The following is a 14168-nucleotide window of genomic DNA, read 5'->3' on the forward strand; positions in this document are numbered from 1 at the left end:
ATACGGGGGTGGCCGCGGGGCCCGTCAGGGCGACGGGGCGTACGAGGGTGACGGAGACGGAGACGTCGGATTCCGGGGCGGCGAGGGGCTGTCGGGTGGCGGCCGACGTCGTGGCGCCGGTTCTCCGGGAGGCGGGGGGCGCCGTGGTGACGGTGCCCCGAGCGGCTCGTTCGGCGAAGGCGGCTCACGCGAAGAGGGCGCGCGCGGCGGGCGTGGTCGTCGTCGGCGGCGTGGCTTCGGCGAGCCGGGTGGCGACCCACAGGACGGAGGTTCCGTTTTCTCGTCGAGGGCCGAGAAGGCGGAGCCCCCTGCGGACCCGGCTGAGCGGGCGCGGGCGATCTGTCTGCGCCTGCTCACCGGGACCCCGCGTACGCGAAAGCAGCTCGCGGACGCCCTGAGTAAGCGCGAGATCCCGGACGAGGTGGCCGAGCAGGTGCTGTCACGCTTCGAGGAGGTCGGACTGATCAACGACAGCGCGTTCGCGGACGCCTGGGTCGAGTCCCGCCACCACGGCCGGGGACTGGCCCGGCGGGCACTCGTACAGGAACTGCGCACCAAGGGCGTGGACTCGACGCTCATCGACGAGGCTGTCGGTCAGCTCGACTCCGAACAGGAGGAGACGACCGCGCGTGAGCTTGTCGCCCGCAGGCTGCGCGCGACACGCGGTCTCGACCGCGACAAGCGGCTGCGGCGCCTCGCGGGCATGCTCGCCCGCAAGGGCTATCCCCAGGGCATGGCCCTGCGGGTGGTGCGGCAGGCCCTGGAAGAGGAAGGCGAGGGCGACACCGAGTTCCTCGTGGACGAGGAGTCGGGTGACGACTTCTGAGCCCTCGTGAACCTGTCCGGCCCTTCTGGGCCTTCATGGATCGAGGTCCGGCCGTCTCGGGAGGGCGTTGTCTGCCTGGGAGGCAGGTTTGACCTCCGGCCCTGAACACGGTGGACGCGCGGGGGCGCCGACCGCGTTCAGGGCCGGGCAGCCGGTGCGGCGAGCAGTGGTGTCAGTGCGCCGGCGCTGTCACCGGGAGCCCCGCCGCCCGCCACGACTGGAACCCGCCGACCAGGTCGGTCGCCCGGCGCAGCCCCAACCGGTGCAGTGACACGGCCGCGAGGCTCGACGCGTACCCCTCGTTGCAGATCACCACGATCCGCAGGTCGTGGCCGGTCGCCTGGGGTGCGCGATGGCTGCCCAGGGGGTCGAGGCGCCACTCCAGTTCGTTGCGCTCGACCACGAGCGCGCCGGGGATCAGGCCGTCACGCTCCCGAAGGGCCGCGTACCTGATGTCCACCAGCAGAGCCGCTCCTGCCTGAGCGGCCTCGTACGCCTCGTGTGTCTCCACGCGCGTGTAGGTGTCGCGTACGCGGTCCAGCAACTCGTCGATGCCGGCCGGCTGTTCGCTCACTGCCAGTCCTGCGGGCGCTCGACGTGCTCCAGGCGCAGCACCTGGCCCGTACGGCTGTAGCGGCGGATCTGGGGCAGGGGCGGATAGTAGGCGTGCACCGAGATCGCGTGCTGGTCGAGGGACTCGTTGAGCACCTCGTGCACATGGTGGCGGCCGAAGCTCCGGCCCTGGCCGGCCGGCAGTCGCCGCTCCCGGTCGATGTCCTCGCTGAGTTCCAGGGTCTTCCAGCCGTCGGTGGGCAGCCGGGCGTTGAGCGAGTTCTCCTTGAGCTCACCGGCCGCGGTGAGGAAGGCGCCGACCGAGTCGGCGTGGTCGTGCCAGCCGGTGCCGGTGCCGGGCGGCCAGCCGATCAGCCAGGCCTCGCTGCCGCCGGGGCCCTCCAGACGCACCCAGGTGCGGCCCTCGGGGTCGAGCGGCAGGGAGGCGATCAGCTCGGCGTCGGCGGCCGTACGCCGTACGAAGTCGAGCAGGTCCGCCTGCGTCGGGGTCCGGGGGGTGCCGGAGACCTGCGCGGATGCGGACGGGGATGCGGAAGGTGACACAGACACGGGTACCGTCCTGGTGAGTGTTCGCGGGGAGCGCGCGACACTGCGCGAGAGCGGTGTGCGCGGGGAATGAGGATGCGAAATTCAGCAGGACGGACGACACACGCAGCCCGCATAGCGGACGAGGTCCATATGGACCCTCCGCCACAGGCGCACATTGGTGTCGGATTCGGTCACGTTCCGGAGTACAGCATGGCGATGCGGAGTGGTCAACTCCGCCTCAGTATGTGGACGCGGGCCGCCGGGAGGGAGGTCAGGGGGGCGGAGGAGAGCAGGGTCAGCGTGTGCTCGCGGCGGCCTCCGTGCCGGCCGTCGCGTTCGACCCGTGGGCCCCGTCCGTCCCGCTCGCCCCGCCGGTCCTGTCCGTCGTCCTGTTCGGCGGGGGGCCGCCCAGTGTCGCCTCGGCCGCCGCGTACAGGTCGGCCGGGCGTACCCCGCTCAGCGCCGTGACCAGGTGCCCGTCCGGGCGGACCAGCAGCACGGTGTGGGCGGCGGCGCCCGGATAGCTCTCGGTGACCAGCAGCTCGGCGGGGTGCGGCAGTGCGGCCACCGCCGCCGCCAGCCGGGGCATGAGCCCGGCGCTCACCCAGTGCTTGCGCTCCCACACGCCCGTACCCGGCGCGATCAGCACCACCAGCAGCGCACCGCGGCCCAGCCGCTCCCGCAGCCGTACGAAGGAACCGTCCTCGGCGGTGACCCGTACGTCGGTCACCTGTGCGCCGGGCGGGGTGTCCACCGAGACCGCCGCCTCGATGTGCTGGGGCGCCAGCGGCGAACGGCCGTACGTTCCCGGCTCGCCCAGGATTCCGCGCCCCAGGTGCCCGTCCGTGAGCAGAGAGTCGTTTCCGCGGGCCGACCCGGGGACGTACGACCGCAGCCCCGCGCCCCCGCGCAGCAGCGGCAGTGCCTGGTCGGCCGCGCGCAGCCGGGCGGAGACGCTCGCGCGCCGTTCGGTCTGGTAGCTGTCCAGCAGCGCCTCGTGCGGACCGTGGTGCCAGGCCAGGCCCAGCTTCCAGGCGAGGTTGTCGGCGTCCCGCAGGCCTTCGTCCAGCCCCTGCGTGCCGAGCGCGCCGAGCAGATGCGCGGCGTCCCCGGCGAGGAAGACGCGGCCGGCCCGCCAGCGCCGGGCGAGCCGGTGGTGGACGATGTGGACGCCCGTGTCGAGCAGGTCGTACGGCGGTGTGGGGCCGCCGCTCCAGCCCGCGAGGGTCTCCCGGACGCGGGTCACGAGGAGTTCGGGCGTGACCAGGTCCTTGCCGGGCGGCAGCAGCCAGTCCAGGCGCCACACTCCGTCGGGCAGCGGGCGGGCGGTGATCTCCCCGGCCGAGGGCCCCGATGTCCGCCACGGCGGCATCCGGTGCAACAACGCCTCACCGGGCCACGGAAGTTCCGTACGCAGCGCGGCTACGGCGTGTCGTTCCACGGCCGTACGTCCTGGGAAGCGGATGTCCTGAAGTTTGCGCACCGTCGAGCGCGGGCCGTCGCAGCCGACGAGGTAACTGCCGCGCCACCAGGTGCCGCCCGGCCCGCGGGTGTGTGCCGTGACGCCTGAGGACTCCTGCTCCACGGAGTCGAGGCGGCTGTTGGTGGCGACCTTGACGAGGCGCTCGCGCGCGATGGCGGTCCGCAGGGCGCCGGTCAGCACGTGCTGGGCGATGTGCAGAGGGACGCCGCGTTCCGTGACGGACTCCGGTCCGGGCGCCGATTTGAGTCCTGCCCCCGACGGGAGCGCGTCGGCCGGGCCGTCGAATTCCTGGGTGCCGAAAGAGATCTGACGCATCACCTGCTTGCGCCGCATCGACCGCCATCCGGCCCAGCGGAAACCGGCATCGGCGATCGGCACACCGGTCAGCCGTTCCAGGAGCGCGGAGGTGTCCTCGCGCAGCACGACCGTGCGGGCGGGGCGCTGGTCGTCCTTGCCCGGCCCCTCGTCGAGGACGACCGAGGGGACCTCCTGGCGCGCCAGCGCAAGCGCCAGCGTGAGCCCGACGGGCCCCGCTCCGACGATGATCACCGGGTCCATGGCGCGGCGCCCCCTGCCCAGAGCGACGTATTCATCGACACAAGTGAACAGGAAGTTGGAGCGGGGTGCACGATCACAGAACGTATGCAACAGATTGCGGGTGCTTGCGTCAAGTGACGGAGGGCAGTGGCGATCATGCCACTGCCCTCCGTGTGGTGCGTGCGAACTGACTGGACGTCAGTTCATCCCGCCCAGGTCGCCTGCGCCGCCGCCCGCTCCGGTTCCCATCGTGCCGCCGACCGACGCGCCCTTCGGATCGAGCACCGGACCGCTGCTCCTCCTGCCACGCCTCAGCCGCCGCTCCAGCCAGCTCGCGAAGGTCGTGAGGGCGAAGTTGATCGCGATGAAGATCAGCGCGACGATCGTGAAGCTGGCGATGACGTTCGCGCCGTAGTACGAACTCATCGGGCTCACCGCGGCGATCAGGTCGGGGAAGGTGAGCACGCCGCCGCCGAGGGCGGTGTCCTTGACGATCACGACCATCTGACTGACGATCACCGGCAGCATCGCGGTGACCGCCTGCGGCAGCAGGATCGTCCGCATGACCTGCCCCTTGCGCAGGCCGATCGCCATCGCGGCCTCGGACTGCCCCTTGGGCAGCGACAGGATGCCCGCCCGGACGATCTCCGCGATGACCGCCGCGTTGTACAGCACCAGGCCCGTGACGACCGCGTACAGCGGACGGTCGTCGCTGCTGATGTCCGTGTACTCGGCGAAGAGCGCCTGCCCGAAGACCATCAGGACCAGCACCGGGATGGCCCGGAAGAACTCCACCACGATCGCGGCCGGAACCCGGACCCAGGCGTGGTCCGAGAGCCGAGCTATGCCGAACACGGCACCCAGCGGCAGCGCGATGACCATGGCCAGCGCCGCGGCCTTCAGCGTGTTCCGCAGACCGGGCCAGATGTACGTGGACCACGCCTCGGTGCCGCCGAAGAAGGGCTTCCACTGCGCCCACTCCAACTGCCCCTTGTCCTGGAGGGCGTTGAACACCCACCAGAGCAGCGCCGCGAGGGCGACCAGGAAGACGGCGCTGAAGAGGATGTTGCGCCGCTTGGCACGGGGGCCCGGGGCGTCGTAGAGAACGGAGCTCATCGCTTCACCGCCACCTTCTTGCCCACCCAGCCCATGATCAGACCGGTCGGCAGCGTCAGACACACGTAACCGAAGGCGAAGACCGCGGAGATGAGGATGAGCTGGGCCTCATTCTCGATCATCTTCTTCATCAGCAGGGCCGCCTCGGTGACGCCGATCGCCGCGGCCACCGTGGTGTTCTTGGTGAGGGCGATGAGGACGTTCGCCATGGGACCGACCACCGAACGGATCGCCTGCGGCAGCACCACCAGGGTCAGCACCTGGGTGAAGCTCAGGCCGATGGCCCGCGCCGCCTCCGCCTGGCCGACCGGCACCGTGTTGATGCCGGAGCGCAGCGCCTCGCACACGAAGGCCGAGGTGTAGAGGATCAGACCCAGCACGGCGAGCCGGAAGTTCTGGGTGTCGAAGTTGTCCGCCGCGCCCATCGTGACACCGAGTGTCTGGCTCAGGCCCAGTGAGGTGAACAGGATGATCACGGTCAGCGGGATGTTCCGGACGATGTTCACGTAGGCGGTGCCGAAGCCGCGCATCAGCGGCACCGGGCTCACCCGCATGGCCGCCAGCATGGTTCCCCACACCAGTGAACCGACGGCTGAGAGAAGGGTGAGCTGGACGGTCACCCAGAAGGCACCCAGCAGGTCGTAACCTTCAAGAAAGTCGAACACGATCTCCCGCGCTTCCGCGTGTCGAGGGCCCGGGGTGTGCCGGCCCGAGGACCGGCGCACCCGTCAGGCGCTGCTTCAGCTCTTGATGTCGCCGATCTTCGGCGCGGGCTCGTTCTTGTAGCCGGCCGGGCCGAGGTTCGCGTCCACGGCCTTCTGCCAGGAACCGTCGGCGACCATCTTCTCCAGGGCGGTGTTGATCTTCGCCTTCAGATCGCTGCCCTTCTTGACGCCGATGCCGTAGTTCTCGTTGGTCATCTTGAAGCCGCCGAGCTTGAACTTGCCCTTGAAGGCGTCCTGCGCGGCGTAACCGGCGAGAATCGAGTCGTCCGTGGTCAGCGCGTCGATGGCCTTGTTCTGGAGCCCGGACAGACAGGCCGAGTAGGTCGGGTACTCCTGCAACTGGGCCTTGGGCGCCAGCGTGTCCTGGACGTTCTGCGCCGAGGTCGAGCCCGTCACCGAACACAGCTTCTTGCTGTTGAGGTCCGCCGGCGACTTGATGGAGTCGTCGTCGGCACGGACCAGGACGTCCTGGTGGGCCAGCAGGTACGGGCCCGCGAAGTCGACCTTCGCCAGACGCTTGTCGTTGATCGAGTACGAGGCGGCGATGAAGTCGACGTCACCGCGCTCCAGCATGGTCTCGCGGTCGGCGCTCTTCGACTCCTTCCACTCGATCTGGTCCTCCTTGTAACCGAGCTGCTTGGCGATGTACTTGGCGACGTCGACGTCGAAGCCCGAGTAGCCCTGCGGGGTCTTCTGGCCGATGCCCGGCTGGTCGAACTTGATGCCTACGGTGATCGTCTTGCCGTCGCCCGAGCCACTGCCCTTGGTGTCCTTGTCACCGCCACCCCCACAGGCCGTCGCGGTGAGGGCGAGGACGAGGGCGGCGGCCGAGGCCGCGGTGACCTTGCGGAGCTTCATGGTGAACATCCTTTGACTGGTGGAGGGACGCGTGCCGTCGGTGCTGTGCGGGCCTGAGGGGGGGCGAGGCTTGCCGGAACGGGCCGGGCGTCAGTGGTGCAGGATCTTGGACAGGAAGTCCTTCGCGCGGTCGCTGCGCGGGTTGCTGAAGAACTGGTCCGGAACGGCCTCTTCGACGATGCGGCCGTCCGCCATGAAGACGACCCGGTTCGCGGCCGAGCGGGCGAAGCCCATCTCGTGGGTGACGACGATCATGGTCATTCCCTCACGGGCGAGCTGCTGCATGACTTCGAGGACCTCGTTGATCATCTCCGGGTCGAGAGCCGACGTCGGCTCGTCGAAGAGCATGACCTTGGGGTCCATGGCCAGGGCGCGCGCGATGGCGACACGCTGCTGCTGGCCGCCGGACAGCTGTGCGGGGTACTTGTCCGCCTGCGTGGCCACGCCCACCCGGTCGAGGAGGGCGCGGGCCTTGTCCTCGGCCACCTTCTTGTCGGCCTTGCGGACCTTGATCTGGCCCAGCATCACGTTCTCGAGCACCGTCTTGTGCGCGAAGAGATTGAAGGACTGGAAGACCATGCCGACGTCGGCGCGCAGCCGGGCCAGCGCCTTGCCCTCCTGGGGCAGCGGCTTGCCGTCGATCGAGATGTCTCCCGAGTCGATGGTCTCCAGGCGGTTGATGGCGCGGCACAGGGTGGACTTACCGGACCCGGAGGGTCCGATGACCACGACCACCTCGCCGCGGGTGATGGTCAGGTCGATGTCCTGGAGAACATGCAACGCGCCAAAGTGCTTGTTCACGCTCTTCAGGACGACCAGATCGCCGGTCGCGGGCACATCGTCCTTGGCCACCGATACTTCGGTCATCGCTTGCTGGCTCCGTCCACCTCGGTTTCGGAGGACAGTAGTGACCGCTTCGGACCAGCGTCATCACATCTGAGGGGAACTTGAGCATCACGATCCGGTGTCAGGCCGACACGATTGGTAGCGCCCTCCGTAAGGGGTGTACCGGCTGGACAACGGAAGCGGCCCGCGTCCGCAACCACGCACGCGCGTGCGTGTGTCCACGTGGTGTACTCCGTTGGTGCACCGCGTGCCGAACCGAACCCGATGAACCGAAAGGGGCCGCAATGCGACTGCTGCTCGTCGAGGACGACAACCATGTCGCCGCCGCGCTCTCCGCGGTCCTGGCGCGGCACGGTTTCGCCGTCACACACGCCCGCAGCGGCGAGGAGGCCCTCCAGGCGCTCGTCCCGGAAGGCAACGGCTTCGGCGTGGTACTGCTCGACCTCGGCCTGCCCGACCAGGACGGGTACGAGGTGTGCGGCAAGATCCGCAAGCGCACCAACACCCCCGTGATCATGGTCACCGCGCGCTCCGACATCCGCTCCCGCATCCACGGCCTCAACCTCGGCGCCGACGACTACGTCGTGAAGCCGTACGACACCGGGGAACTGCTCGCCCGGATCCACGCCGTCAGCCGGCGCACCGTCCCCGAGGACGCCGCCGACGCCGGTGAGAACGCCCTGATCCTGGGGTCGCTGCGGATCGAACTGTCCACCCGGCAGGTCCTCGTGGGCGGTTCCGTCGTCCAGCTGACCCGCAAGGAGTTCGATCTGCTCGCCCTCCTCGCCCAGCGTCCCGGAGTGGTCTTCCGCCGCGAACAGATCATCAGCGAGGTCTGGCGCACCAGTTGGGAGGGGACCGGCCGCACCCTGGAGGTGCATGTCGCCTCCCTGCGCGCCAAGTTGAGCATGCCGGCGCTGATCGAGACCGTCCGCGGCGTGGGCTACCGGCTCGTCGCCCCGACGCGCTAGCGGGGACCGTTGCGCACACGTCTGCTCCCCCTGCTCATCGTCCTGATGGCGGCCGTGCTGCTCGCGCTCGGCGTCCCGCTCGCGATAAGCGTGGCCGGCGCCCAGCAGCAGAAGGTCGTCGTCGACCGGATCGACGACACCGCGCGGTTCGCGGCGCTCGCCCAGTTCGTCAGCGACCGGCCCACCGGCTCCCGGATCAAGGACGCGGTCACCGACGAGCGCGGCGATACCCTCCAGCGGGAACTGGAGAGCTACTACGACGTCTACGGCATCCGTTCCGGTGTCTTCTACCGCAACGACGCGCCCATGGCCAACGCGCCGAGGGACTGGTACGTGCCGGAATCGGGCGAGGTACGTGACGCGTTCGCCGAGGCGCTCCTCTCCCGTCGCAGCCACGATCCGCAGCAGGTCTGGCCCTGGCAGCGGACCCGGCTCGTCGTGGCGTCGCCGGTCATCCGGGACGGCGATGTCGTGGCCGTCGTGGTCACCGACTCGCCCACCGGCCAGATGCGTTCACGGACACTGCACGGCTGGCTCGTCATCGGCGCCGGCGAGTTCGCCGCGATGCTGCTCGCCGTGGGCGCCGCCCTGCGCCTCACCGGCTGGGTGCTCAGGCCCGTACGCGTCCTCGACGCCACCACGCACCGCATCGCGACCGGCAGTCTGAAGTCCCGGGTCGCGGTGGCCGGTGGGCCGCCGGAACTCAGAAGGCTGGCCCGGTCGTTCAACGAGATGGCGGACAACGTCGAGGACGTGCTGGAGCAACAGCGCGCCTTCGTCGCCGACGCCTCGCACCAACTGCGCAACCCGCTCTCGGCGCTGCTGCTGCGGATCGAACTGCTCGCACTCGAACTGCCGGAGGGGAACGAGGAGATCGCCTCGGTCCAGACCGAGGGCAAGCGCCTGGCCGAGGTCCTGGACGACCTCCTCGACCTGGCGCTGGCCGAGCATGCCGAGGCGGACCTCGCCCTCACCGACATCGGCGCGCTGACGGCCGAGCGGGTCGCGGCCTGGGCCCCGCTGGCCAAGGCCAAGGGCGTGAGCCTGGTGGGGGACTGTCCGGCCACCACCGCGTGGGCCGACCCGGTCACGCTGTCCAGCGCCCTGGACGCGGTGATCGACAACGCGGTGAAGTTCACGCCCGAGGACGAGTGCGTGCGGGTGTCGGTCGCGTCGAACGGCTCGACCTCGACGGTCGTGGTCACCGACGGCGGCCCGGGCCTCACCGACGACGAACTCTCCCGTATCGGCGACCGCTTCTGGCGCAGCGGCCGGCACCAGAACGTGAAGGGCTCGGGCCTTGGCCTGTCCATCTCCCGGATCCTGCTGGCGGCCGGCGGCGGCACCATCTCGTACGACCATCACGAGCCGCACGGACTGAAGGTGACGGTGCGGGTGCCGAGGTCGGCCCCGGCGTCCTGAGGAACCCGTGCCCCGACAGGCCTTCCGGATCGGCCCTTACGGCTTGACCGAGCGGTAGTAGTCCCGGGCGCCGTCCTGCAGGGCCAGCGGGTCGGTGTAGATGGCGGTCCGCAGGTCAACGAGCTGCGCCGAGTGGACGTCGGCTCCTATCCGGTCCCGGCTGTTGATCACCGACCGGGTCAGCCACTCGGTGAGCCTCGGGTCGACGTCCTCGCGGGTCATCAGCAGGTTGGACACCGCGAGCGTCGCCACGGTCGAGCCGTCCTGGACGGTCGGGTAGGCCGACTCGGGCATCTTGGTGGCCCGGTAGTAGCGGGAGGCTCCGCCCTGTTCGTGCAACTTGGTGACCAGGTCCGCCTCGATCGGCACGAAGCGGAAGGCGAAGGTCTTCGCCAGTTGCACCAGACCGTTCGTGGGCAGCCCGCCCGACCAGAAGAACGCGTCGATCTGGTGCCTCTTGAGCCGTCCGGGCCCGGTGTCGATGCCGTCGGCGAAGGGTTTGATGTCCTTGGCCGGGTCGAGACCGGCGGCGGCCAGCACCCGGTCCGCGATCAGCCGTACACCGGAGTTCTCCAGCCCTATGGCCACCCGCTTGCCCCGCAGGTCCTGGATCGTCGAGATGCTGGAGTCGCGCGGCACGACCAACTGCACATAGTCGTCGTACAGACGTGCCACTCCGCGCAGTGTGCCGGCCCCCGGCAGCTTCCTCAGCCTGTACGTCTCCACCGCGTCGGCCGCCGCGATGGTGAAGTCGGCGTGACCCGTGGCCACCCGCTCGACGTTCTCCTGCGACCCCTGGCTGGTCAGCAGCCGTACGTCCAGGTGCGGCATGTCCTTGGCGAAGGCGGTCCTGAGCCCCGAGCCGTACTGCTGGTAGACGCCGGCCGGAGACCCGGTGCTGAACGTGATCGTCCCGGACGGAGGGTCCTCGTCCAGCGGCAGCAGCCACCACAGCAGCAGCCCGAGGACCACGAAAGCGGCGGCCGAGCCCATGAGGGCCGGTCGCCTGCGGATCCGGGGGAACACCTTGCGCATGCGCGAGATCCTGCCAGTACGGCCCCCGCGCTGGCCAGGAAAAAGAGGGCGGAGATGTCCGCCGTACGACGATCGGATCGGCCGCTGGGGTGCCTGCGAGCGTTCGCTAGAGTCGCCGCATGCGTCCCGGTACCCCGCCCTCCGCCCCGTCCGTCTCGCCCGCGGGCCTCGTCCGGGAATTCCACCGGGCCTTCGGTCTCGAAACCCGCGCTACGCCCGCCGAGGTCTCCCCAAAGCTCGCGGCGCACCGGGGCGAGCTGCTCGCGGAGGAGGCCGCGGAGGTGGCCGAGGTCGCCGTCACGGGCCCGCTGGACCGGCTGGCGCACGAGCTGGCCGACGTCGTGTACGTCGCTTACGGCACCGCCCTGGTCCACGGCATCGACCTCGACGAGGTGATCGCCGAGATCCACCGCGCCAACATGACGAAGCTGGGCCCCGACGGACTGGTCGCCCGCAGGGCCGACGGCAAGGTGCTCAAGGGCGACCACTACCGCGCCCCGGACGTCGGAGCCGTCCTGCGCCGCCAGGGCTGGAACACCGCCGAGCGGTAACCCGTACGGCCCTGCTCCACACACCGCCTACCCTTGTCGCATGAGCAGCAGTGACCGGATCCAGGCCGTGGACGTCAAGACATACGAAGTGCGCACCTACGGGTGCCAGATGAACGTCCACGATTCCGAGCGATTGTCCGGACTGCTGGAAGACGCCGGTTATGTGCGCGCGCCCAAGGACGCCGACGGGGACGCGGACGTCGTCGTCTTCAACACCTGCGCCGTGCGCGAGAACGCCGACAACAAGCTGTACGGCAACCTCGGCCGGCTCGCCCCGATGAAGACGAAGCGTCCCGGGATGCAGATCGCCGTGGGCGGCTGCCTCGCGCAGAAGGACCGCGACACCATCGTGAAGCGGGCGCCCTGGGTGGACGTCGTCTTCGGTACGCACAACATCGGCAAGCTCCCCGTCCTGCTGGAACGCGCGCGCGTGCAGGAAGAAGCGCAGGTCGAGATCGCCGAGTCCCTTGAGGCGTTCCCGTCCACGCTGCCGACGCGGCGCGAGAGCGCGTACGCGGCCTGGGTGTCGATCTCCGTCGGCTGCAACAACACGTGCACCTTCTGCATCGTCCCGGCCCTGCGCGGCAAGGAGAAGGACCGTCGCACCGGCGACATCCTCGCCGAGATCGAGGCGCTGGTCGGCGAGGGCGTCTCCGAGATCACCCTGCTCGGCCAGAACGTCAACGCGTACGGCTCCGACATCGGTGACCGCGAGGCCTTCAGCAAGCTGCTGCGGGCCTGCGGGAAGATCGAGGGTCTGGAGCGCGTCCGCTTCACCTCCCCGCACCCGCGCGACTTCACCGACGACGTCATCGCCGCGATGGCCGAGACGCCGAACGTGATGCCGCAGCTCCACATGCCCATGCAGTCCGGCTCGGACACGATCCTCAAGGCGATGCGCCGCTCGTACCGCCAGGACCGCTACCTGGGGATCATCGAGAAGGTGCGGGCCGCCATCCCGCACGCGGCGATCACCTCCGACATCATCGTGGGCTTCCCCGGGGAGACCGAGGAGGACTTCGAGCAGACGATGCACGCGGTGCGCGAGGCGCGGTTCGCGGCGGCGTTCACCTTCCAGTACTCCAAGCGGCCCGGCACGCCCGCCGCCACCATGGAGAACCAGATCCCCAAGGAGGTCGTCCAGGAGCGCTATCTGCGTCTGGCCGCCCTCCAGGAGGAGATCTCCTGGGAGGAGAACAAGAAGCAGGTCGGCCGCACCCTGGAGCTGATGGTCGCCGAGGGCGAGGGCCGCAAGGACGGCGCCACCCACCGACTCTCCGGCCGCGCCCCCGACAACCGCCTGGTCCACTTCACCAAGCCGGACACCCTGGTGCGCCCCGGGGACGTCGTCACGGTCGAGGTCACCTACGCCGCCCCGCACCATCTCCTCGCCGAGGGCGCTGTCCTCGATGTGCGTCCCACGCGCGCGGGTGACGCCTGGGAGAAGCGCAACACCGCCCAGGCCGCGAAGCCGGCGGGCGTGATGCTGGGTCTGCCGGGGATCGGGGCGCCGACTCCGCTGCCGGCGACCTCGGGGAGCGGCTGCGGCTGCGACTGACGTCCTGGCACAATGCGGACAGGGAAGGAGCACCACATGTTGCCGTACAGCGTTGCGTTCACCGAACAGGCCGCCCAAGCGCGTGACAGCCTGTCCGCCGACAGGCGCGATCTGCTGGAGCGTGGCCTGGCCATACTGGCGACCGACCCGCGGCACAAGCTCTCCCACTCCGTCCTCGGCGACGAGTCCACGCGCGGGCTCGCCCTGTCGCGCAATCTCTTCATCGAGTACGTCATCAGTGAGGGCAAGCTCGTGGTCCTCGTGCTCACGGTCATCGACCTCACCGACGTGCTCTTCGAGGACTGACCCCGGACCGTCCCCGGGGTTACGCTCCCGATCATGCTTGTCGCCGCCGCCGTCTGCCCCTGCCCGCCGCTCCTCGTGCCCGAGGTGGCCGCGGGCGCCGCACCCGAACTGGACGCCGCACGCACCGCCTGCGCGGACGCGCTCGGGGTACTCGCGGCCTCCCGTCCCGACCGCCTGCTGGTCGTCGGGCCCGCCGGGGAGGGCGGGCGCGGCCCGCATCCGGAGGGCACGCGGGGCTCGTTCCGGGGCTTCGGGGTTGACCTCGGCGTACGCCTGGGTACGGGGGACGCCGAACCGGCGGAGCGGGAGCTGCCGGCGGCGCTCGCCGTCGCCGCCTGGCTGCTGGAGCGGGCCGGGTGGTCCCAGGCGCCCGTGGCAGGTCTGGGCGTGGCCGAGACCCTGGCGGCCGAGCGGTGTCTCGCGGCCGGGAGGGAGATCGCCGGGCGGCCGGAGCGGGTGGCCCTGCTGGTGATGGGCGACGCCAGCGCGTGCCGCACGCTCAAGGCGCCGGGGTATCTGGACGAGCGGGCGGCGGGGTTCGACGCGGACGTCGCGCGGGCTCTCGGGGCGGCGGACGCGGCGGCCCTCAAGGCGCTGGACGCGGAACTGGCGTACGAACTGAAGGTCTCCGGCCGGGCGCCCTGGCAGGTCCTCGCGGGCGCGGCCGAGAGCACCGGCCTCGCGGGCGTCCTGCTCTACGACGACGCGCCGTACGGCGTGGGGTACGTGGTCGCGGCCTGGTCGTAGTCGGCTTCACGGGCCGTTGCCGTCGTGACACGGCGGACGGCCGGGAACGTGGGTTCCGCGGCCGTCCGCCGATGTGTCGTGCGGTT

At 70.3% G+C, this 14168-nt stretch carries 16 protein-coding genes; 7 read left to right on the top strand and 9 right to left on the bottom strand.

Annotated features, from left to right (window positions below; genetic code table 11):
• The coding region (gene recX / locus AOK08_RS23385; RefSeq protein ID WP_422125766.1) for a recombination regulator RecX at positions 1 to 826 on the top strand (826 nt) is incomplete at its 5' end.
• 172 nt (positions 827 to 998) lie between these two features.
• Here recX and AOK08_RS23390 read toward each other — a convergent pair.
• The 8 genes from AOK08_RS23390 to AOK08_RS23420 all read right to left on the bottom strand — a co-directional run bounded on the left by AOK08_RS23390 (position 999) and on the right by AOK08_RS23420 (position 7513).
• Positions 999 to 1406 carry a rhodanese-like domain-containing protein gene (locus tag AOK08_RS23390; RefSeq protein ID WP_055529454.1) on the bottom strand — a complete coding sequence of 136 codons (408 nt, stop codon included), beginning with the start codon at positions 1404 to 1406 and terminating at the stop codon, positions 999 to 1001.
• A complete protein-coding gene (locus tag AOK08_RS23395) occupies positions 1397 to 1948 on the bottom strand; it encodes a cupin domain-containing protein (RefSeq protein WP_055529456.1) in 552 nt (183 codons plus the stop codon). The genes AOK08_RS23390 and AOK08_RS23395 overlap by 10 nt, the downstream gene beginning before the upstream one ends.
• An 81-nt stretch (positions 1949 to 2029) precedes the next feature.
• Complete coding sequence (locus tag AOK08_RS48910) at positions 2030 to 2122, bottom strand: putative leader peptide (RefSeq protein ID WP_422125767.1); 93 nt, start codon at positions 2120 to 2122, stop codon at positions 2030 to 2032.
• 100 nt (positions 2123 to 2222) lie between these two features.
• Positions 2223 to 3968, bottom strand: coding sequence for an FAD-dependent monooxygenase (locus AOK08_RS23400; protein ID WP_055529458.1), 1746 nt, complete (start codon positions 3966 to 3968; stop codon positions 2223 to 2225).
• A 177-nt stretch (positions 3969 to 4145) separates the two neighbouring features.
• The gene (locus tag AOK08_RS23405) at positions 4146 to 5063 is read right to left on the bottom strand and encodes an amino acid ABC transporter permease (RefSeq protein ID WP_055529460.1); all 918 of its coding nucleotides are present in this window, start codon (positions 5061 to 5063) and stop codon (positions 4146 to 4148) included.
• Positions 5060 to 5728, bottom strand: coding sequence for an amino acid ABC transporter permease (locus AOK08_RS23410; RefSeq protein ID WP_055529462.1), 669 nt, complete (start codon positions 5726 to 5728; stop codon positions 5060 to 5062). Before AOK08_RS23410 ends, AOK08_RS23405 begins: the two co-directional genes overlap by 4 nt.
• Before the next feature lie 75 nt (positions 5729 to 5803).
• Complete coding sequence (locus tag AOK08_RS23415) at positions 5804 to 6646, bottom strand: glutamate ABC transporter substrate-binding protein (protein WP_055529463.1); 843 nt, start codon at positions 6644 to 6646, stop codon at positions 5804 to 5806.
• Between the two features lie 90 nt (positions 6647 to 6736).
• A complete protein-coding gene (locus tag AOK08_RS23420; protein ID WP_055529465.1) occupies positions 6737 to 7513 on the bottom strand; it encodes an amino acid ABC transporter ATP-binding protein in 777 nt (258 codons plus the stop codon).
• 263 nt (positions 7514 to 7776) lie between these two features.
• Between AOK08_RS23420 and AOK08_RS23425 the strand changes: the two genes are divergently transcribed.
• Both AOK08_RS23425 and AOK08_RS23430 read left to right on the top strand, forming a co-directional pair.
• Positions 7777 to 8463: a response regulator transcription factor gene (locus AOK08_RS23425; RefSeq protein WP_055529467.1), complete on the top strand. Its 687-nt coding sequence runs from the start codon at positions 7777 to 7779 to the stop codon at positions 8461 to 8463.
• A gap of 9 nt (positions 8464 to 8472) precedes the next feature.
• Positions 8473 to 9885: a sensor histidine kinase gene (locus AOK08_RS23430; protein ID WP_055529469.1), complete on the top strand. Its 1413-nt coding sequence runs from the start codon at positions 8473 to 8475 to the stop codon at positions 9883 to 9885.
• Positions 9886 to 9921: 36 nt separating this feature from the next.
• Here AOK08_RS23430 and AOK08_RS23435 read toward each other — a convergent pair whose 3' ends face one another.
• Positions 9922 to 10920, bottom strand: a complete 999-nt coding sequence (locus tag AOK08_RS23435; protein WP_055529471.1) for a TAXI family TRAP transporter solute-binding subunit — start codon at positions 10918 to 10920, stop codon at positions 9922 to 9924.
• Between the two features lie 119 nt (positions 10921 to 11039).
• Between AOK08_RS23435 and AOK08_RS23440 the strand changes: the two genes are divergently transcribed.
• Genes AOK08_RS23440 through AOK08_RS23455 form a run of 4 tightly spaced genes read left to right on the top strand, consistent with a single transcriptional unit; the run spans position 11040 to position 14082 of the window.
• Positions 11040 to 11471 (top strand): pyrophosphohydrolase domain-containing protein, encoded by a 432-nt coding sequence (locus tag AOK08_RS23440; RefSeq protein WP_055529474.1) that lies wholly within the window; start codon positions 11040 to 11042, stop codon positions 11469 to 11471.
• Positions 11472 to 11511: 40 nt separating this feature from the next.
• Positions 11512 to 13029 carry a tRNA (N6-isopentenyl adenosine(37)-C2)-methylthiotransferase MiaB gene (gene miaB, locus AOK08_RS23445; RefSeq protein WP_079054224.1) on the top strand — a complete coding sequence of 506 codons (1518 nt, stop codon included), beginning with the start codon at positions 11512 to 11514 and terminating at the stop codon, positions 13027 to 13029.
• A 36-nt stretch (positions 13030 to 13065) separates the two neighbouring features.
• On the top strand, positions 13066 to 13335 hold the full coding sequence (locus AOK08_RS23450) for a hypothetical protein (RefSeq protein ID WP_055529476.1): 270 nt from the start codon (positions 13066 to 13068) through the stop codon (positions 13333 to 13335).
• A 33-nt stretch (positions 13336 to 13368) separates the two neighbouring features.
• Entirely contained in the window at positions 13369 to 14082 is a 714-nt protein-coding gene (locus AOK08_RS23455) for a class III extradiol dioxygenase subunit B-like domain-containing protein (RefSeq protein ID WP_055529478.1), read from the top strand.
• The last annotated feature ends 86 nt before the right edge of the window (positions 14083 to 14168 follow it).

It is taken from the genome of Streptomyces graminilatus (genome assembly GCF_001418565.1).
Classification (GTDB): domain Bacteria; phylum Actinomycetota; class Actinomycetes; order Streptomycetales; family Streptomycetaceae; genus Streptomyces; species Streptomyces graminilatus.